This is a genomic window from Barrientosiimonas humi (assembly GCF_006716095.1).
Taxonomy (GTDB): domain Bacteria; phylum Actinomycetota; class Actinomycetes; order Actinomycetales; family Dermatophilaceae; genus Barrientosiimonas; species Barrientosiimonas humi.
On sequence record NZ_VFOK01000001.1, the window covers coordinates 2,761,713 to 2,781,967 of the forward strand.

General features: G+C 72.8%; 14 protein-coding genes and 1 tRNA gene. 3 read left to right on the plus strand and 12 right to left on the minus strand.

Going from position 1 to position 20,255, the window contains the following annotated elements; all coding sequences use genetic code 11:
- Positions 1–28 precede the first annotated feature (28 nt).
- The 7 genes from pstA to FB554_RS13000 form a co-directional block, all read right to left on the minus strand.
- A complete protein-coding gene (pstA, locus tag FB554_RS12970) occupies positions 29–967 on the minus strand; it encodes a phosphate ABC transporter permease PstA (RefSeq protein ID WP_142006713.1) in 939 nt (312 codons plus the stop codon).
- Complete coding sequence (gene pstC / locus FB554_RS12975; protein WP_142006715.1) at positions 964–1,977, minus strand: phosphate ABC transporter permease subunit PstC; 1,014 nt, start codon at positions 1,975–1,977, stop codon at positions 964–966. The genes pstA and pstC overlap by 4 nt, the downstream gene beginning before the upstream one ends.
- Before the next feature lie 80 nt (positions 1,978–2,057).
- Complete coding sequence (pstS, locus tag FB554_RS12980) at positions 2,058–3,200, minus strand: phosphate ABC transporter substrate-binding protein PstS (protein ID WP_142006717.1); 1,143 nt, start codon at positions 3,198–3,200, stop codon at positions 2,058–2,060.
- A 405-nt stretch (positions 3,201–3,605) separates the two neighbouring features.
- Positions 3,606–4,241 carry a hypothetical protein gene (locus FB554_RS12985; protein WP_142006719.1) on the minus strand — a complete coding sequence of 212 codons (636 nt, stop codon included), beginning with the start codon at positions 4,239–4,241 and terminating at the stop codon, positions 3,606–3,608.
- The gene (treZ, locus tag FB554_RS12990) at positions 4,234–6,006 is read right to left on the minus strand and encodes a malto-oligosyltrehalose trehalohydrolase (protein WP_142006721.1); all 1,773 of its coding nucleotides are present in this window, start codon (positions 6,004–6,006) and stop codon (positions 4,234–4,236) included. Before treZ ends, FB554_RS12985 begins: the two co-directional genes overlap by 8 nt.
- Positions 6,003–8,597: a malto-oligosyltrehalose synthase gene (treY, locus tag FB554_RS12995; protein ID WP_211344603.1), complete on the minus strand. Its 2,595-nt coding sequence runs from the start codon at positions 8,595–8,597 to the stop codon at positions 6,003–6,005. Before treY ends, treZ begins: the two co-directional genes overlap by 4 nt.
- 4 nt (positions 8,598–8,601) lie before the next feature.
- Positions 8,602–11,163 carry a DEAD/DEAH box helicase gene (locus tag FB554_RS13000; RefSeq protein WP_142006723.1) on the minus strand — a complete coding sequence of 854 codons (2,562 nt, stop codon included), beginning with the start codon at positions 11,161–11,163 and terminating at the stop codon, positions 8,602–8,604.
- A gap of 3 nt (positions 11,164–11,166) precedes the next feature.
- Between FB554_RS13000 and FB554_RS17205 the strand changes: the two genes are divergently transcribed.
- Positions 11,167–11,304: a hypothetical protein gene (locus tag FB554_RS17205; protein WP_170206880.1), complete on the plus strand. Its 138-nt coding sequence runs from the start codon at positions 11,167–11,169 to the stop codon at positions 11,302–11,304.
- 74 nt (positions 11,305–11,378) lie between these two features.
- Positions 11,379–11,452 (plus strand) — tRNA-Lys (locus FB554_RS13005).
- Positions 11,453–12,118: 666 nt separating this feature from the next.
- Here the strand turns inward: FB554_RS13005 and FB554_RS13010 are convergent.
- The 4 genes from FB554_RS13010 to FB554_RS13025 are packed head-to-tail and all read right to left on the minus strand — an operon-like array spanning position 12,119 to position 18,355.
- On the minus strand, positions 12,119–13,168 hold the full coding sequence (locus tag FB554_RS13010; protein WP_142006725.1) for an ABC transporter ATP-binding protein: 1,050 nt from the start codon (positions 13,166–13,168) through the stop codon (positions 12,119–12,121).
- A 1-nt stretch (position 13,169) separates the two neighbouring features.
- Positions 13,170–14,720, minus strand: a complete 1,551-nt coding sequence (locus FB554_RS13015) for an ABC transporter permease (protein ID WP_142006727.1) — start codon at positions 14,718–14,720, stop codon at positions 13,170–13,172.
- Complete coding sequence (locus FB554_RS13020) at positions 14,704–15,729, minus strand: extracellular solute-binding protein (RefSeq protein ID WP_142006729.1); 1,026 nt, start codon at positions 15,727–15,729, stop codon at positions 14,704–14,706. Before FB554_RS13020 ends, FB554_RS13015 begins: the two co-directional genes overlap by 17 nt.
- Complete coding sequence (locus FB554_RS13025) at positions 15,653–18,355, minus strand: AMP-binding protein (protein ID WP_142006731.1); 2,703 nt, start codon at positions 18,353–18,355, stop codon at positions 15,653–15,655. Before FB554_RS13025 ends, FB554_RS13020 begins: the two co-directional genes overlap by 77 nt.
- Positions 18,356–18,383: 28 nt before the next feature.
- Here FB554_RS13025 and FB554_RS13030 point away from each other — a divergent pair, with 28 nt between their 5' ends.
- Positions 18,384–18,935: a 4'-phosphopantetheinyl transferase family protein gene (locus tag FB554_RS13030; RefSeq protein ID WP_142006733.1), complete on the plus strand. Its 552-nt coding sequence runs from the start codon at positions 18,384–18,386 to the stop codon at positions 18,933–18,935.
- 15 nt (positions 18,936–18,950) lie between these two features.
- On the opposite strand, the gene FB554_RS13035 is transcribed toward FB554_RS13030, so the two are convergent.
- Positions 18,951–20,120 carry a WD40 repeat domain-containing protein gene (locus FB554_RS13035; protein WP_142006735.1) on the minus strand — a complete coding sequence of 390 codons (1,170 nt, stop codon included), beginning with the start codon at positions 20,118–20,120 and terminating at the stop codon, positions 18,951–18,953.
- Between the last annotated feature and the right edge of the window lie 135 nt (positions 20,121–20,255).

The window sequence follows — 20,255 nt, forward strand, 5'->3', positions numbered from 1 at the left end:
TCTCAGAAAGGGTTGTCGAGTCGGTGGGTCAGCTCTTGACCTTGCTGAACCGACTGATCAGGCGACCGGCGATGTTGAGCACCAGGATGATCAGGATCAGCGTGCAGGCCGCGCCCCAGACGCGGGCCTCGGTCTGCGGCAGGCCCATGTTGTCGCGGCCGCTGTACATCATCGTCGGCAGCGTGCCCATCAGCCCGGAGAACAGGTTGCTGGAGATGCCGAAGAAGTACGGCCCGAGGATGATCAGCGGCGCCGTCTCGCCCATGACCCGGGCCAGGCCGAGCAGGATGCCGGTGACGATGCCGGAGAAGGCGGTCGGCAGGACGACCTTCATGATCGTCTTCCACTTGGGCACGCCCAGGGCGTAGGACGCCTCGCGCAACTCGTTAGGCACGAGCTTGAGCATCTCCTCGGTGGAGCGCACGACGACCGGGACCATCAGAAGTACCAGCGCGAGACACACGGCGAAGGGCACGCGCTGGAAGCCGAACGTGGTGACCCAGACGGCGTAGATGAACAGCGCGGCGACGATCGAGGGGACGCCGGTGAGGATGTCGACCATGAAGCTCACCGCACGGGCGAGCTTGCCGCGGCCGTACTCGACGAGGTATATCGCGGTCAGCACACCGATCGGCACCGCGATCACTGAGGTCACGGCGCCCTGGATCAGGGTGCCCTGGATCGCGTGGGTCGCGCCGCCGCCCACGTTGCGGGCGGTGATGCCCAGCTGGGAGTTGGTCCACCACTGCGCCTCGAGCAGCATCGCGCCGCCCTTGACGACGACGGTGCCGAGGATCCAGATCAGCGGCACGAGAGCGACCAGGAACGCGCCCCACATGACGATCTGGGCGATCCGGTCCTTGATCGCGCGCCCGGAGGACTTGGGGCCGAGCCCGGAGCTGACGTTGCCCCGCTCGGCGGTCGCAGTCACGTCTCCGGCGGGATAGGTCGAGTCGAGGGTGCTCATTCGGTGAAGGCCTTCCGACGCTCGATGACGACACGGGCGATGGCGTTGACGACGAAGGTCAGCAGGAACAGCACCAGACCAGCGGCGATGTACGCGCCCGTCTTGGTCGGGCTGTCGAACTCGCCGTAGTTGTTGGCGATCTTGGAGGCGAAGGTCTCACCGCCGTTGAAGATCGACCACGACCAGGGGGCGCCCTCGGGCAGCGAGGACACGATGATCATCACCGCGACGGTCTCACCGAGCGCGCGGCCGAGGCCGAGCATCGAGGCCGAGATGACGCCGGGCTTGCCGAACGGCAGCACCGCGGTGCGGATCATCTCCCACTTGGTCGCGCCGAGCGCGAGCGCGGCCTCCTTGTGCGTGCCGGGCGTCTGCGCGAAGACCTCGCGCGACAGCGCCGTGATGATCGGCAGGATCATCACGGCCAGGACGATCGAGACGAACGCGATCGTGCTCGCGGCGCTGGCGCCCTCGTCGGCGAACAGCGGGATCCAGCCGAAGACGCTCGTGACGAAGTCCTGGATCGGCCGGAAGTACTGGCCGACGACGTACGCACCCCACAGGCCGTAGACGATCGAGGGGACCGCGGCGAGCAGGTCGATGAGCGAGGCGGCCGGACGGGCCAGCCAGGTCGGGGCGTACTGCGTGATGAACAGGGCGATGCACACCCCCAGCGGGACCGCGAGGATCAGCGCGAGCAACGAGGAGATCACTGTCACCCAGAGCAGGCGCGCGATCCCGAACGACATGCTGTCGGGGTTGGCGACGTTCCACTCCGTCGAGGTGAGGAAGTTCGCGTTGTTGCGGCTCAGCGCGGGGATCGCCTGCGCGATGAGGAAGACACCGATCAGGGTGACCAGCGCCACCACGAGGATGCCGGAGCCCTTGGCGAGGCCGCCGAAGATCTTGTCCCCGAGGCGGCCGCTGTCGGCCTGGTCGGACTCGAGCGGAGCTCGACCGTCGGGGTCAGGGGACTGGTCGGAGACCGAGACCCCGGTGATGGAGGACATGCGCTACCTGTTCTGCCGAGGGAGACGTACGTCGTGCGGTGGGGCCGGGCGTGACGCCACGACCCCACCGCACGAGTGAATCACTGGATGGCGTTGACGGCCGTCTCGACCTTGCCCTGGATCTCGGACGGCAGCGGTGCGTAGCCGACCTCCTCCAGGCTCTTCTGGGTCTCGCTGCTGCCGAAGTGGTTCAGGAACGCCTTGACGCCCTTGCCGATCTCCGGGTCGGAGTACTTCGAGCAGACGATCTCGTAGGTCACCAGGATGATCGGGTAGGCCCCGGCCTCCTTGGTGGCGTAGTCGAGCTTGAGCTTGAGGTTGTTGCCCGAGCCGTCCTGGGTGGCGGCGGCGACGGCCTTGCCGGCGCTCTCACCGGTCAGGGCGACGGGGCCCGCGCCGTTGTCGACCTGGGCCATGCCGAGCTGGTTGTCCTTCGCCGAGGACCACTCGGCGTAGGTGATGCCGCCCGGGGTGGACTTGACGGCGTTGGTGACGCCGGCGGTCTTGGCCTTGCCCTCACCCTTGCCCGACCACTTCTTGGCCGGCTCGGCGGTCCAGTTCTCCTTGGCCGAGGCCGCGAGGTACTTGGTGAAGTTCTCGGTGGTGCCCGACTCGTCGGAGCGGAAGAAGACCTTGATGTCGACGTTGGGGAGCGTGGTGCCCTTGTTGACCGCGGCGATCTTCGGGTCGTTCCACTTGGTGATCTTGCCGTTGAAGATGTCGGCGATCAGCGCCGGCGTGAGCACCAGCTTGTCGACGCCCTCGAGGTTGTAGGCCACGGCGATCGGGCCGGTCACCATCGGGAGGTTCCACGCGGGCGAGCCGCAGGCCTTGTCGGCGTCGGCCTGCTCCGTCTTGCCGTCGCTGCTCTTCAGCGCGGAGTCGGACCCGGCGAAGTTGACCTGCTTGGCGGTAAACTGGTTGATGCCGTTGCCGGAGCCGGTGCCGTTGTAGCTCACCGACTGCTCGGGGCAGACCGACTGGAAGCTGGCGATCGCTTCCTGGATGGCGTTGTCCTGGGCGGTGGATCCCTCGGCCTTGATGGCCTTGGTGCCACAGTCGACGTTGCCGGCGCCGGCCTGGTCGCCGCCGGACTTGGCGGCCGACGACGAGCCGTCGCCGCTGCCGCCGGAGCCAGTGTTGTTGTCCGAACCGCACGCCGAGAGCGCGAGCGCTCCGACCAGGGCGATGCTGGAGACACGGCCGATGCGCGTGATCTTCACGTCAGGGACCTCTCGAGGTTGGGGAGTTCGTGGGCGGCACGGGAACACCGCCTCCGTGAAGGTAGGGAGCGCGGGTGACGCGAGGTCCTTGGGTGGGTGAACTCGGGGTGAACGCGGATCGAGAGTGTGTAAAGCGTGTGGCGGCGGTCACGTGAGCACCAGGTGAACGAGCCTGTCGGAGCGCCCGGGGCGAGGGGCGTGGCCCGGGTGAGCCGGACGTACGTCCTCGGGCGGCGCGCGCAGACCGGCGCGGCTCGCGCCCGAGGGAAGTGGGTCGCGTCGGGCCGGGAAGCGCCTCACGGCGCATGGCCGCTCGTAGCGGCAAATATTGGGACCCGGGGCTACCGCGGCCCGACGCGCACCCAGCCTAACTACCGATCGGGCCGGGATGTTCCACGGGCGCCGTCAGGTCAGTCGTGAGTCACGCCACAGGGCGGCCGCGCGCTCGAGGTCGTGCGCCGTGGTGACCAGCGAGCCGGCGGTGCGCGTGGCGCGGGCGGCGCCCTCCTCGTCGAGCCCGTCGCGATCGTCGGCGCGGTGCGCGCGGCCGACGGCGATGACCCGGCAGAACGCGGCGGCCCGGTCGAGCGCCACGGCCAGGTCACCCTCGTAGACCCCGCGCACGATCGCGTCGCCGAGGTCGCGCACCTCGTCCGGGCCGGGCGGCTCGGCGGCGCCTGCGACCACGTGGGCGACGTCGGCGTGCTTCATGCCCTCGGTGTAGTCGGCGGAGGCCCCTGCGGGGTCGCGCTGCACCCACTCGCGCAGCATGTAGAGGCGCCACAGCGCCCCGGGGAGGCTGACGGCGGGCCGCTGCGCCCACAGCTCGGCGACGGTGGCGACCCCCAGCTCGTCGACCAGGTGCACCAGCCGCTCGCGCAGCGCGGGGTCCTGCGAGGCGCGCCCCTGACCGACGAGCGCCGCGGCGGTCTCGTGCGCGACCTCGCTCACCTCGGCGGGGTCCAGGGCCTCTCCCCCGGCCGCCTCGAGCTCGGCGGGCGTGCGGAACTCGGGCCGGCGCGGTCGTCTCTGGTCAGCCACGGCTGGCCTCCTCCGTCGTGCCGGTCGAGGTGACCGGCCCCAGCAGCAGGGTGGCGTCGGGGCCGAGGCGGGCGGCGCCGGGGTGCAGCAGGTCGGCTTGCCACGCCGCGAGCACCTCGTGCTCGCCGCCGGTGGGCAGGTCGAGCGTCTCGTCACCGAGGTTGACCAGGAGCAGGTGCTCGCCGCGGCGCACCCGCAGCACCCCGCCCTCCCGACGTACGTCCTCGCGGCCGAGCGCAGGGTCGCGCAGCTCGGGCCGTTCGCGCCGCAGCCGGATCAGCGTGGCGTACCACTCCAGCAGCCGGGCGTGCTCGGGCTCGCGCAGCTCCTCCCAGCGCAGCGTCGAGGCGTCGGCGGTGCCGCGCGCCTGCGGGTCGGGCACCTGGTCGGCCCAGCCGTGCTCGGCGAACTCGGCGCGCCGGCCCTGCGAGACCGCTCGGGCGAGCTCGGGATCCTCGTGGTCGGTGAAGTACTGCCACGGCGTGCTGGCGCCCCACTCCTCCCCCATGAACAGCATCGGCGTGTAGGGCGAGGTCAGCAGCAGCGCCGCCCCCGCGGCGAGCCGGCCCGGCGGGACGAGCTGGGAGAGCCGGTCACCGGTCGCGCGGTTGCCGACCTGGTCGTGGGTCTGCAGCGAGGCGACGAAGCGCCAGCCCGGCGTCTCGTCCGGGTCGACGGGCCGGCCGTGCCGGCGACCGCGGAAGGTGGACGTCGTGCCGTCGTGGAAGAAGGGCGTACGTCCGAGCACCTTCGCGGGCGCGTCGGCTGCCGCGAAGTCGGCGTAGTAGCCCTGCGTCTCGCCGGTGAGCAGCACGTGCAGCGCGTGGTGCACGTCGTCGGCCCACTGCGCGTGCAGGCCGAGCCCGCCCGAGCCGCCGTCGCGACGCGGCGTGACGGTCGCCGGGTCGTTGCGGTCGGACTCGGCGATCAACCAGAGCGGATGCCCCAGTTCCCTTGAGAGAGAGTCGGTCTCGGCCGCAAGCTCCTCGAGGAAGTGCACGGCGCGGTCGTCGATGAGCGCGTGCACAGCGTCGAGGCGCAGGGCGTCGACGTGCACGTCGCGGAACCAGAAGCGGGCGTTGTCGAGCAGGAAGCGGCGCACCTCGTCGCTGTCCGGACCGTCGAGGTTGACCGCCCAGCCCCACGGCGTGTGGTGGGCGTCGGTGAAGTAGGGGCCGAACGTCGCGAGGTAGTTGCCGCTGGGGCCGAGGTGGTTGTAGACGACGTCGAGGCAGACGCCGAGCCCGCGCTGGTGGCACGCGTCGACGAACCGCTGGAACGCCTCGACCCCGCCGTAGGCCTCGTGCACCGCGAACAGGTCGACCCCGTCGTAGCCCCAGCCGCGGCGGCCGGGGAACGCCGCGACCGGCATGACCTCGACGATCGTGACGCCGAGGTCGGCCAGGTGGTCGAGGTGCTCGACGGCGGCGTCGAAGGTGCCTTCGGGCGTGAAGGTGCCGATGTGCAGCTCGTAGACGATCGCGCCCTCCAGCGGAGCGCCCGCCCAGTCACCGTCGCCCCACTCGTGCGCCGTCAGGTCGACGACCTCGCTGGGCTCGTGCGGCCCGTCGGGCTGGGAGAGCGAGCGCGGGTCCGGGCGGGGGTCGCCGCCGTCGACGGAGAAGGCGTAGCGCTCGCCCGGCCGCGGTGCGCGGTCGGTCTGCCACCAGCCGTCGTCGCCGCGCTCGAGGGCGACCCGCTCGTCACCGAGCACGAGATCGACCCCCTGCTCGGCCGCGGGGGCCCACACGCGATATCCGGTCACGAGTCCCTCCTCTCCAGCAGCGCCACCGGGCGGTCCGCGAAGAGGTCGCGCGCCCGGATCTGCCCGTCACTGTTGATGATTCGCCCGTCGAGGGCGTCTCGCCAATCACCCTCGGGGAGGGTGAGCAGCCGCTCGCCCCAGCCGCCGTCGCGCTCCAGCCGGGCCGGGGCCCGGGTGACCGCGACGAGCACGTCCGGCTCGGGCACGCGTCCGAGGGCGCCGGCGAGCCGGCCCGCGGCCGGTCCGCGCAGGAACCCGGCGGCGTGCTCGTCGCCCGACTCCCACGGGAGGTACGTCCCGCCCGGCCCGAGCGACTCGGCGCGGCTCTGCCGCAGCTGCAGCACGGTGCTCGTGAGGTGCAGCTTCTCGTCCCCCAGGCCACCCAAGCCGGTCGAGGATGCCGAGCCGCCCACGCTGGTCGAATCGCCCGAGCCGCCCACGCTGGTCGAATCGCCCGAGCCGCCCACGCTGGTCGAGTCGCCCGAGCCGCCCACGCTGGTCGAGTAGGCCGAGCCGCTGGGCGAGGCCGTATCGAGACCACCCTGACCATGGCCCCGGTCCAGAGCCGTCGACAGCGCGGCGTAGTCGACAGGTCGCCGGTTGTCGGGGTCGACCAGCGACAGGCTCACCGTCTCGCACCCCTGGTAGGTGTCGGGCACCCCCGGCAGGGTCAGCTGCAGCAGCTTGGCCGCGAGGGTGGTCGCGCGAATCGCGTTGGCATTGCTCGCGATCAGCTCCTCGACCGCGTCGTGCAGCGGGCCCTCGGTCGAGGCGGCGACGGCGAAGTCGATGACGCGGCGCTCGTAGTCCTCGTCGCCGTCGACCCATGCCGTGTGCTGCTTGCCCTCGCGCAGCGCCTTCTGCAGGTAGTCGCGCAGCCGCTCCTCGCCGATCTCGCCGACGCCGAGGAGCGTCTGCCAGACGAGGTGGCCGGTGGGCAGGTCGACCCCGGACCGCTCGGCCTCCGCGCTCGCGACGGCGGAGACCTGCTGCCAGCCCTGGGTGTCACCCGCGACGGCGAGCAGCCGGGCGCGCACGTCCTCGCTGCGCTTGGTGTCGTGGGTCGTGAGCGTGGTCATGGTGCGCGGCCAGTGCTCGACCTGCGCCTGCGCCCAGTCGTGCATGAGGTCGGGCGAGGCCGACGCGACGACAGTGGGGTCGCTGCCGACCTCGTTGAGCGCGATCAGCCGGTGCCAGCGATAGAAGCTGGTGTCCTCGATGCCCTTGGCCATGACGGGGCCCCAGGTCTGCTGCAGCCGGACGCCGAAATCTGTTGCGGCGTCGCTGTCCTCGGCCATCACGGTGACGGGCAGGAGCGCGTCGAGCTCGGGCTGCAGGTCGGGCCGCGCGGTGAGCGCGGCGCTGAACGCGTCGGTGAGCCGGCGCCGCGCGACCTGACCGATCTGGTGCTCGGGCCGGACGTACGCCCGATAGACCTCTCCCGCGACGAGCAGCTCGACGACCGCCTCGCGCAGCCGCTCGGGGTCGAGCTCGGGCAGCGCCTCGCGCGCGCGCCGGGTCAGCCGCTCGACCTCGGGGGCCAGCGACTGCTCGACGACCTGCCGCTTGGCCTGCTCGACGACCACGTCGAAGTCGGGCTCGCCGCCGGTGGCGCGCCAGGTCGCGTCGAGCGTGTCGGCGGCCTCGGGGTCGGTGAGCGCGGCCTGCACGACCCGCAGCGCGTCGTACCCGGTCGTCCCGGCGGTCTGCCAGCGTCGGGGCAGCCGCTCCTCGCCCTCGAGGATCTTCTCGACCCACACCGGGGTGTCCGGGCGGCAGGCCGCGGCCAGCCGCTCGAGGTAGTCGGTCGGGTCGGCCAGGCCGTCGGGGTGGTCGATGCGGAAGCCGTCGATCAGCCCCTCGTGGTGCAGCTCGAGCAGCAGCCGGTGGGTGGCGTCGAAGACCTCGGGCAGCTCGACCCGCACGGCGATGAGCCCGTCGACCTCGAAGAACCGGCGGTAGTTGAGCACGTCGTCCTTGTCGCGCCACGAGGCGAGCCGGTAGTGCTGGCGCTCCAGGATCTCGGCGACGTCGCCGGAGGTCTCGGTGCCGAGCGCGACGGGGTAGACGTGGTCGTAGTAGCGCAGCACCGGGGCGGGCTGGCCGGTGCCGGGGTCGGCGTCGATCTCGTCGAGGGTGAGCCGGCCGGCCGCGAGCACGTCGGCCAGCGGCTCGCCGAGCACCGGGAGCCCGATGCGCCCGCCGCCGGCCTTCCAGTCGATGTCGAACCAGTCGGCGGTGGCGGCGTCGCGCCCGTCGCGCAGCACCTCCCAGACCTCGCGGTTCAGCGACTCGGGCGCGACGAACGCCATGTGGTTGGGCACCACGTCGACCACGACGCCGAGGTCGTGCTCGTGCGCGGCCGCGACCAGCCGGCGGAAGCCGTCCTCCCCGCCCAGCTCGTCGCTGACCCGGCTGTGGTCGACCACGTCGTAGCCGTGCTGCGAGCCGGGCACGGCCTGCAGGATCGGCGACAGGTACAGGTGCGTGACGCCGAGGTCGGCGAGGTAGGGCACCTGCCGGGCGGCGTCGTCGAAGGTGAACTCGCCGTGCAGCTGCAGACGGTAGGTGCTGGAGAACGCGGCGCTCATGCCTTCACCCCACCACGTCGAGTCTGTTCAGGCCCAGCACGACGATCACCGGCGCCCCGGCCTCGTCGGAGGCGGCCAGCGGGATCTGCGCGTCGATGCCCCAGTCGCCGTCGTCCTCGGGGTCCTCGATCACCTGACGCACCTCCCACATGTCGGACTTCTGCGTGATCCGCAGGTACGCCGGCCCCCGCGCGCTCGCGCCCGCCCCCATCTCGTCGTGGTCGGCGAAGTAGGCGGCCAGGTCGTCGTGCCAGGCGCCCTCGTCCATGACGATCTCGGTGGGCGGGTCGGTCGACTCGGCGGCGGCCCGGTCGAGCGCGGCCAGCGCGACGACGTCACGCCGCGCCGCGAGCTGCACGCGGCGGAACATCGCGTTGCGCACCGAGACCCGAAAAGCCCTGGGGTTGCTGGTGATCGGCCTGGGCGCGACGGTGGTCGCGGAGGGCGCGCCGCCCTCGAGGGCCGCCTCCTCCGGGTGACTCAGCGCCTCCCACTCGTCCAGCAGGCTGGAGTCGGTCTGCCGGACGGTCTCCCCCAGCCACTCGACCAGGTCGTCAAGCTCCTCGTCGCGGTAGCGGTCGGGCACCGTCTGGCGCAGGGTGCGATAGGCGTCGGTCAGGTAGCGCAGGACGATCCCCTCGGAGCGGGAGAGGTCGTACTGCTTGACGAGATCGCCGAAGCTCCAGGCGTTCTCGTACATCTCGCGCACGACGGTCTTGGGCGACAACGCGCTCTCGGCGACCCACGGCTGGCCGCTGCGATAGGTCTCGAACGTCGCGTCGAGCAGCTCGGCGAGCGGCTGGGGCCAGCTGATGTCCTCGAGCAGCTCCATGCGCTCGTCGTACTCGATGCCGTCGGCCTTCATCTCGGCGATGGCCTCGCCGCGCACCTTGCGCCGCTGGGCGAGCAGCACCGGGCGTGGGTCCTCCAGGATCGCCTCGATGACCGAGACGACGTCTCGGGCGTACGTCTCGGACTCGGGGTCGAGCACGTCGAGCACCGCGAGCGCGAACGGCGCGAGCGGCTGGTTGAGGGCGAAGTTGTCCTGCAGGTCGACGGTCAGACGCACCTGTCGACCGTCGGCCTCGGGCACCGACAGCTTCTCCACGACCCCGGCGGCGAGCAGCTCGCGGTAGAGCGTGATCGCCCCCTTCGCGAGGCGCGCCTGCCGGCGCGGGTCCTCGTGGTTCTCACGCACGAGCGAGCGCATCGCGGGGAACGGATCCCCTTCTCGCGCAATGACGTTCAGCAGCATCGAGTGGGTGACGCGCATGCGTGACTGGAGCGCCTCGGGCTGGGCGGCAACGAGCTTGTCGAAGGTCTCCTCCGACCAGCTCACGAAGCCCTCGGGCGGCTTCTTGCGCTGCACCTTGCGCTGCTTCTTGGGGTCGTCGCCCGCCTTGGCGAGCGCGCGGGCGTTCTCGATCGCGTGCTCGGGCGCCTGCACCACGACCGAGCCGCTGGTGTCGTACCCCGCACGCCCGGCCCGCCCCGCGATCTGGTGGAACTCGCGCGCCTTGAGCAGCCGGTTGCGTGACCCGTCGAACTTGGTGAGCCCGGTGAACACGACGGTGCGGATCGGCACGTTGATGCCGACGCCGAGGGTGTCGGTGCCGCAGATGACCTTGAGCAGGCCGGCCTGCGCGAGAGTCTCGACCAGCCGGCGGTACTTCGGGAGCATCCCGGCGTGGTGCACGCCGATCCCGTGGCGCACCAACCGGTTCAGCGTCTTGCCGAAGCCGGCGGAGAAGCGAAAACCGCCGATCAGCTCGGCGATCCGGGCGCGCTCCTCCTTGCTCGCGACCGACAGGCTCATCAGCGCCTGGGCCCGCTCGAGCGCGGCGGCCTGGGTGAAGTGCACGACGTAGACCGGCGCCTGGTGCGTGGTCAGCAGCTCCTCGAGCGTCTCGTGGAGCGGGGTCATGGCGTACGAGAAGCTCAGCGGCACCGGCCGCTCGGCGGTCGCGACCGTGGCGGTGGGGCGGCCGGTGCGACGGGTGAGGTCCTCCTCGAACCGAGCGACGTCGCCGAGGGTGGCCGACATGAGCAGGAACTGCGCCTGCGGGAGCTCCAGCAGCGGCACCTGCCAGGCCCAGCCGCGGTCGGGCTCGGAGTAGAAGTGGAACTCGTCCATGATGACCATGCCGACATCGGCGCTGCGCCCCTCGCGCAGCGCGATGTTGGCGAGCACCTCGGCGGTGCAGCAGATGATCGGGGCGTCGGCGTTGACCGCCGCGTCGCCGGTGAGCATCCCGACGTTGTCGGCGCCGAACTGCTCGATGAGCGCGAAGAACTTCTCCGAGACCAGCGCCTTGATGGGTGCGGTGTAGAACGAGACCTTGTCCTGCGCGAGCGCGGTGAAGTGCGCCGCGGTCGCGACGAGCGACTTCCCGGAGCCGGTGGGGGTGGCGAGGATGACGTTGGCGCCGCCGACCAGCTCGATGATCGCCTCGTCCTGGTGCGGGTAGAGGTCGATCCCCCGGTCGCCGGCCCAGCCCTGGAACGCTTCGTAGATCGCATCGGGCTCGGCGGGTGACGGGGTGCGGTCGGTGAGACGAGGAGTCATGGCGTGCCCATTCTCTCCAAGCCGGTCGAGCAGCCGCGCGAGGGACGAGCCCGGCGCACCGAGACCCCGCCCGAGCTGGTCGAGCAGCCGCGCGAGGGACGAGCGCGGCGCACCGAGACCCCGCCCAAGCCGGTCGAGTAGCCGCGCGAGGGACGAGCGCGGCGTATCGAAACCCGCCCGCCCCACTACAGTTGCCCCGGCGGCGTCGCCGCCCCGGGCCTCTAGCTCAATCGGTTAGAGCTGCGGACTTTTAATCCGTAGGTTGTGGGTTCGAGTCCCACGGGGCCCACCGTTGCCCCCGTCCCGGACAGTTCGACAGGACGAACCGAGCGGCTCCCCCGGCCTTCCGCGGTTCTGGGTCGCCCCCGCCGCCTTCTTCCTGTCCAGATGTACGCCGTCGCCTCAGCAGACCCCCGCGGCCCGCGCCTCACCCGCGGCCTCGACCCGTCCGGTGTGGAGGCGCAGCGTGACGGCTCGGCGCCCCTCCGCGCCATCGATTTTCGCCGCCCCCGACCCCGGCGTACGCCCTCGAGGTCCACCGCCGAACCGTGCGCCCAGGCACACCCACCTGCGGGCCACCGCCCAACCGTGCGCCCGGGCGCACCCACAAGCGGACCACCGCCCAACCGTGATCGCCGCTGCTCGTGCAGATGGACAGGAGGAACGCGGGCCGGCCCCTGGAATGCCGCGGCTCTCGGCGGTACCGGGGGCCTTTGTCCTGTCCAGATGTCCGCGCGCACCCCATCACCGACCACCACCTCGCGGTCCACCGCCCAACCGTGCGCCCGGGCGCACCCGTCGGCGGACCACCGCCAGAGCGTGATCGGGCCGGGGCGCACCCCATCACCGACCACCACCTCGCGGACCACCGCCCAACCGTGCGCCCGGGCGCACCCGTCGGCGGACCACCGCCAGAGCGTGACCGGGCCGGGGCGCACCCCGGCGCGGACCTCCGCTAGAGCGGGAAGGCGCGCACCGGGCCGAGCACGCGGACCGAAACCCGCTCGCCCCGGGTGAGCGAGGCGCCGGAGCCGAGCACCCGGGCGCGCACGCGGACGAGGATCTGGGTGCGCGGGTCGAGGTGGTCCAGCTCGACGAGGGCGTCGTGGCCGAAGTAGACGACCCGACCGACCTCGGCGTCGAACATCCCCGCGCCGGCCGGCCCGACCGCGAGCTGCTCGGGGCGGAAGAGCACCTGGCAGCCCCCGGCGCGCACCTCCTCGGCGAGCGGGAACTCGCCCAGCGGGCTGTTCACCGAGCGGCCCGAGGACTCCCCAGGCAGCAGCACCGCGTCGCCGAGCGACCCGGCGACGTGGGCGTCGGCCGGCGACTCGTAGGCGACCCGCGGCGCCGCGACCTGCCGGAACCGGCCGTCGCGCAGGATCGCCACCTCGTCGGCGAACGACAGCGCCTCCTGCTGGTCGTGCGTCACCAGCAGCGCGGTCGCCCGCGCGGCACGCAGGGCCTTGCCGGTGGCCTCGCGGGTCGCCTCGCGCAGGGCGGTGTCGAGCGCCGAGAACGGCTCGTCGAGCAGCACCACCGACGGCTCCAGCGCGAGCGCCCGGGCCAGCGCGACCCGCTGCTGCTGCCCGCCCGAGAGCTGGTCGGGCGTGCGGTCGGCCATCTCGGCCGGCAGCCCGACGAGGTCGAGCAGCTCGAGCACCTTCGGCCGGTGCCGGCGGCGCGGGAAGGGCAGACCGAAGGCGACGTTGCCCGCGACGGTCAGGTGCGGGAACAGGCCGCCGTCCTGGCGGACGTACCCCACCCCGCGCCGCTCGGGCGCGACGTGCACGCCGGGGCCGACGACCGTGCGCCCGCCGATCGCCACCGACCCACCGATCGGAGCGACGAAACCGGCAATCACCTTGAGCAGCGTGGATTTTCCCGACCCGGAGTCGCCGAGCACGGCGGTCGTCGTGCCCGTCGGCACGCGCAGGTCGATCTCGTGCAGCACGGGTTGCCGGCCGTAGCCCGCGGTCACGCCGCTGACCTCGACGTCGCTCATCTCACGCCCTCCCGGATGTGCGGATCTGCTGGCGCAGCACCAGGGTGAGCGGGGCCGACAGCACGATCATCATCGCCGCGTAGGGAGCCGCCGCGGCGTAGTCGAGCTCGTCGCTCGACGCCCAGAACGCCAGCGCGAGCGTGTCGGTGCCGGTCGGGGCGAGCAGCAGGGTAGCCGTGAGCTCGGTGACGATCGCGAGCGCCACCAGCACGAAGCCGGTGAGGAACGACGGCAGCGCGAGCGGCAGCACCACGCGCCAGAAGGTCGCCGCGCCACCCTGCCCGAGCGAGCGCGAGGCCTCCGACAGCTCCGGCGGTGCCGCCGCCAGCCCCGCCCGCAGCGAGACCATCGCGCGCGGCAGGAACAGGATGACGTACGCCAGCAGCAGCAGCCCGACGGTCTGGTACGTCGGCCGCGCCCACCGGATCGACAGCGTGATCAGCGCCAGGGCCACCACGACCCCCGGCAGCGCCGAGGCGATGAACGTGACGCGCTCGAGCACCATCGGCGCGGCGCCGCGGCGCCGGCTCAGCAGCCAGGCGCCGGGCAGCGCGGCCAGCACCGCGGCGAGACCGCCGGCGGCGGCGAGCCCGAGGCTGCTCAGGGTCACCCGCGCGAGCCGGCCCGCGTCGACCACCGAGTCGTCGATGCCGGCCCACACCCACCGAGCGACCAGCGCGACCGGCACGACCAGGGCCAGCGCCACCACCGCAGCGAGGGCGAGCAGGGCGGGGACGGTCCAGCGCCCGAGGGGTACGCGCGCGGGGGCCTGGGCGGTCCCGCTCCCCACGCGCGCGACCCGGCGCCGGCCGCGCGCCAGCACCTCGAGCAGCAGCACGCCCACGCACAGCACGGCCAGCACGAGCGCGAGCAGGCTGCCCTGGGCGTCGCTGTAGCCGACGGCGTACTGCTGCAGGATCGCGGTGGTGAAGGTCTGGAAGCGCATCATCTCCAGCACGCCGAACTCGGCCAGCAGGTGCAGCGCCACGAGCAGCGCGCCGCCGCAGATCGCCGGCCGCAGCCGCGGCAGCACGGTGCGCACCACCGCCCGCCCGCGGCTCAGGCCGAGCGAGCGGGCGACGTCCTCGTCGGCGCCGTCGAGCGCGCGCAGCATGGCGGCGACGGGCAGGAAGACGAAGGGGTAGTACGCCAGCGTCGTCACCAGCGCGGCAGCCCACAGCCCGGTGAAGCCGGGCCGCACGGAGATCCAGGCGTAGGCGCTGACGAACGCCGGCACCGCGAGCGGCGCGAGCAGCAGCATCCGCCACACGCCCGCGAACGGCAGCGAGGTGCGCTCGACCAGCCACGCGGCGGTGACGCCCACGACCAGCGCGGCCGGCACGGTGATCGCGACCAGGGCGCCCGTGTTGCCGAGCAGCTCCAGAACCCTTGGGCGCACGAGGTATTCGGCGGCGGCGCCGAACCCGATCGACAGCCCACGGACGCCGACCACCACGATCGGCAGGATCGTGACGAGCGCGACCAGCGCCGCCGCGGGGACGGCGACGCCGGTGCGCGAGGCGGGTGAGTGGGTCCTAGAGGATGCCGGCATCGGTCATCAGCTTGCTCACCCGGTCGGAGTTGAGCGTGAACGGGTCGACCGGCGGAGCCTGCAGCGTGCCGAGCGCCGGCAGCGCCGGCGCCGACGTGGCGCCCTTGCCGACGGCGTACTCCATCGACCCGGAGTCGACGAGCACCTTCTGGCCCTCGGGGCTGAGGACGTACTGCAGGAACTGCTGGGCCTGCTTGGCCTTCTTCGAGCTCTTCAGCACCCCGCCCGCCGACAGGCTGACGAACGCGCCGGGGTCCTGGTTCTTGAAGTAGTGCAGCTTGGTGTTCTTGGTGCCGGCCTTGTCGCCGGCCTGGTCGCGGTACCAGTAGTAGTGAAAGATCACGCCGGCCGGGACCTCGCCCGCGTTGACGGCCTTCATCGTCGCGATGTTGTTCTGGTACGTCTTGGAGTTGGTCTTCAGGCCCTTCAGCCAGGCGGCGGTCGCCGGCTCGCCCTTCTGCGCGAGCATCCCGGCCACGATCGCCTGGAAGTCGGCGCCGCCGGACGCCGCGCCCCACCGGTCCTTCCACGCCGGCTGCTGCAGGTCCATCAGCGACTTCGGCAGCTGGCCGGCCGGCAGCTTGCTGGGGTTGTAGACCAGCACGGTGGAGCGGGCCGCGATGGCGGTCCAGTCCTTGCTCGTCGGGACCAGCTTGGGGTCGATGCTGCTCAGCGTGCCGGCCTCGACCGGGGCGAGCAGCTTCGCGCGCTCGACGACGGTCATGGCCGGGGAGTTCTCGGTGAGGAACACGTCGGCGGGCGAGGCCGCGCCCTCCTCGACGATCTGCTGCCCCATCGAGGAGTCCTGGCCGCGGCGGATCTGGGTCTTGATCCCGGTCTTGGCGCTGAACGCCTTGGCCCAGCTCTCGGTGACCTCCTTGTGCTGGGAGGAATAGATGATCAGCGCGTTGGGGTCGGCCGCGAACTCCTCCTCACCTCCGCAGGCTGCCAGCAGGGGGAAGGTGACGCCCACGGCCAGCAGGCCGGACAGGAGAGTGCGACGACGCACGGTGGTTCCTTTCGACGGGAAGGGGGATCAGCTGTTGGAGGCGGCGGACGAGCGGGTCCGCCAGGCGCCAGACGAGGCAGCCGACGACGAGCGCGGCGGCGACCCGCAGCGCCGCGGACGGCAACCGACCGCCCACGTCGGGCACCAGGTCGAACACCTGGAACTGCACGAGGTAGAGGTACAGCGAGGCCGCGCCCACGGTGCCGGCGGCGGACGCGAGGCGGCGCGGCAGGCGTACGGCGGGGACGAGGGCGAGCAGCACGATGCCGGCGAGCACGGTGGCGTTGCGGATCGGGTCGTCGAAGAAGGTGACGATCCCGATCGTGGCCAGCGCCAACGTGATTCGGCGTCGGCGGGCCGTGCCGGCGTGCGCCAGCGCGACCCCGGTCGCGAACAGCCAGAAGACGGTCGGAGCGATGCCGCGGATGGTGCCGTCGGCGACCGCGAGGATGACGAACCGCGGCACCAGGGCGATCGCCGCGACGGCGACGCTGACCCGCCACGGGTCGCGGGCGTACGCCCGGGAGACCGGCGGCAGGCTCAGCGCGGCGACCATGATCGCGACCGACGCGAGCAGCGCGTCGACGAACCAGAGCTCGTTGCGGCTGCCGTACGTCACGTCGCCGGCGATCCAGTTGACCGCGCCGACGTTGGCCCAGCCGTAGCGGCCGGTGGTCACCAGGCCGACCAGCGCGACGACCGCGGCGGGCACCAGGATGCCGAGGCCGGTGCGGGCCGAGGCGAGCGCACGGCGCACCGGGTCGACGCCGGAGAGGCTGAACCGGCCGGCGTTGTAACCGGCGACGACGAGCAGCACGTGCGCCCCGCCGACGATCCAGAACAGGTCGGCGTGGGTGCCGAGGATGATCAGCGCGGCCACCGCACGCAGCACGACGGAGGTCTCCAGCGGCGTGCGGCCCTGCTCGCCGCCGCCCGCGGCGAGGTCGCGCAGCGACCGGTGGTGCCAGTCGCGGGGCAGCTCGCCGAGCAGCTCGGCCAGGCGCGTCGCGGCCTGCACGTGGCTGAGCGAGTCGCCGCCCAGCTCGACGAAAGACCTTGCGGTGTCGACGGACTCGGGGTCGAGACCCAGCACGCGGGCGACCGTGCCGGCCACCTGCACCTCGAGCGGGGGCCCGTCGCCGGGGCGCTCCGGCGCGGGGTCGGCGCCCTCGGTCTCGAGCGCGGCTCGCACCAGCGCGTCGCAGCCGGGCCGGTCGACCTTGCCGTTGTCGCGACGGGCCAGCGGAGCGACGGCCACCGCGACCGCGGCGGGGCCGAGCCCGGTGAGCTCCGCGACGAGCGCCCGGAGCCGGCGGGCGGTGGCGGCCGCGTCGTGGCGACCACGTGCGGCGCTCGACCGGTCGCCGCCGACGGTCGGCGGCTCGACTAGCACCCGCAGCTGCGCGTCGCCGCCGGTCACGCAGGTCTCGAATCCCGTTGCCTGCAGGGCGTTCTCGACCTGGGCGACGTCGATGCGGTGGCCCATGACCTTCACGAACCCGCTGCGCCGGCCGACCATGCGCACCAGCCCGTCGGCATCGACGGTCGCGAGGTCGCCGGTGCGCAGCTCGTGCTGCATGCGGCCGACGGCGAGGTCGTCGGGGTGCTCGGCATAGCCGAGCATCACGCCCGGCCCGGTGACGACCAGCTCGCCCACGTCACCGGTGGCCTGCGGGACCGACCGGTCCAGGCGTACGCCCGTGCCCGGCACCGCGCGCCCGACGGCATCGGGGGCGGCGGCCACCTCCGCCGGCGGGAGCACGGCGATGCGGGCGGTGGCCTCGGTCTGGCCGTACATCACCGCGAGGTCCCAGCCGCGGCGCGTGCCGAGGTCGGCCAGGTCGAGCACCGCCCCAGGCTCGAGGCGGCCACCGGCCTGGGTCACCAGGCGCAGCGACGGGTGCGGGTCGGCCAGGCCACCCGCGAGCGCGAGCCGCGCAGAGTGCGGGACGACGGCGAGCGTGGTCACGCCATGCCGGTCGACGGCCTCCCAGAAGCCGGGCTCGTGCACCGAGCCGCGGTGCAGCACCACCGAGGCGCCGGCGCGCAGGTGGGAGTGCAGCACCGACAGGCCGTAGCAGTAGGTCAGCGGCAGCGACGTGATCGCCCGGTCGGCCGCGGTGAGCGACAGCGCCTGGGCGATGGCGTCGGCGTTGGCGCGCAGGTTGTCGTGCGAGAGGCGCACCAGCTTGGGCGAGCCGGTGCTGCCGGAGGTGCTGAGCAGCAGGGCCAGGTCGGGGTGCAGCAGGTGGCGCGGACCCGTCCACGGCTCCTCGCCCAGCACCTCGACCGTGTCGCCGAGGAAGGCGAGGTCGGGGCGGTATCGGGTCAGGATCGGCGCGGCCGCAGGCCCGGGCGCGGCGACCAGCGCGACGTGGCCCGCGTGCAGCGTCGCGAGATAGGCGACGAGCGCGTCGAGGTCGGGGCGCGGAAAGACCTGCACCAGGCAGCGCCCGTCGGCGGCGTCGGGCAGGCGCGCCGCCGCCCGGTCGACCAGCTCGCGCAGCTGCGCATGGGTCACCGCACGGTCGCCGACCACCAGCGCGGGGGCGTCACCGACGGCCGTCGCCCCCGCGAGCACCGACGTCGCCGCGGCGCGCGGCGACGGCAGTAGGGTCCCTGTCATGAAGGTGAGGCTAACTTAAGTGCCGGCTGTGACTCTGCGCGGTTCCGAAGTCTGGTGGGCGCGGCTCGCCCTGGCCGACATCGCGCTGGTCCGCACGCTCAGCCCGGTCGAGCGCGCGCGCCTGGACGCCCTCGCCCGCCCCGCCGACCGCGCCCGCTCGTTGCTCGCCGCCGCGCTGGTGCGCGCGGTCGCCGGTCGGCTGCTCGACCTCCCGCCCGGCGACGTGCCGGTCGAGCGCACCTGCCCCGACTGCGGCCGACCGCACGGCCGCCCGCGGCTCGACCTCCCCGGAGCGCCCCAGCTGTCGGTGTCGCACTCCGGGCTGCTCGTGGTGGTCGCCGCGCACGACGGCCCCGTCGGCGTCGACGTGCAGCGGATCGCGGACGTGCCGGCCGGGACCGACGCCGGCGCCTGGGTGCGCGACGAGGCCGTGGTCAAGGCGGGGCTGGTCGCCGGCGCCGCGCAGGTGCTCGGGCTCTCTCCGCCGCTGCCCGGTTACGCGTCCGCGCTCGCGCTGCCGAGGGCGTACGCCGGGGGGCGGGTGGCGCAGCACGACGCCGCCGCGCTGCTCACCCCCTGATCCCGGCGCCGACGGTCAGGTGCCGTCGACCGTCTTGGCCGAGGTGACGAAGCCACCGATCGGGGTGCCCTTGCCCGCCACCTTCGTGCTCTTCAGGTTGGCCAGATCGAAGCGCACCAGGTCGCCGTCGCCGCACTGACCGCCCCAGCTCGTGAGGTAGGCCGTGTCGCCGTACGCCCCCGCCACCTGGCGGGTGTCGCTTTCGTCGACCTTGAGCGGCTCGTAGCTCGCGCCGCGGGAGATCCAGGCGGATCCACAGACACCCGGCACCTCGTAGACCAACCCCGGGTTGACCCGACGCGCCTGCGACGCCTGGTCCCCGTGGTCGACCAGCCGCTGCGGAGCGGCCGTCCCGTAGAACTGCGCCATGTACGCGGTGGAGCCGCTCGGGTCCGCGTCTCCCGGTGCGGAGCAGTCCATGGTGAAGTCCTCGTACGACAGCTGCGGACCGGGCGAGCAGGACGCACGTCCAGACGGCACCTCGATCTGCCGCAGCTCGGTGCCCGACCTGAGGTCGAACAGGCGAATCCGACCTCCGTCGTCGGCGATCCAGAACCGCTTTCCGTCGGCGGAAGCGACGACCTCGGCTGACGGCGAGAAGCTCCCTTCGTACGTGCGGACCGGCTTGCCGGAGCGGTCGAACAGCTGCGGCGACTGCTTCGGGCGGGCGACGAGCAACCCGTCCTGCACGAGCACGGCGTCGCCGCCGTCCTTGACCCGGACGTACGTCGGCTTGCCGGTCGCGGTGTCCCAGATCGTGTAGCGCGACTCCCCGCCGCCCTTGGCCCGGATCGCGGTCACGACCGTGCGGGCGTTGCTGCTGATGTCGGCGACCTCGGCGCCGTCGGACACCTCGCCGACGGTGGCGTGCCGGCCGTCGGGCGCGCGCAGCACGAGCGTGCCCTTGCCGTCCTGGGGTCCGGTCTCGTGCCGGACGATCGCGGTGAATCCGAGGGCGGTCTTGGAGCCGGCCGCCGGGACGATGCTGCCCGCGCCGCGCCCGGACCCGTTCCCCGAGCCACCCTCGGACCCGCTCCCCTGGCTCGGCGACGAGGTCGCCGCCCCGCCGGGTGCCGTCGCGCCCTGGTTGGTGGTCTGGCAGCCGAGGCTGCCGATGGACCCCAGGCCCAGCAGCGCCAGCGTGGCGCCGGTCGTGAGCGTGTGCCGAATTCCCTTGCGTGCCATGACTTCCCCTCGAGTCGAGTACGGATCGTGCCCCCTGGCACGAGATCCTTCACCGGGTGCGACCGGTCAGCGGCGTGTGCCGATGCTCCGACTGCCAGCCTGGCGATGCCGTTCCCCCGATCGGCACCAGACTTG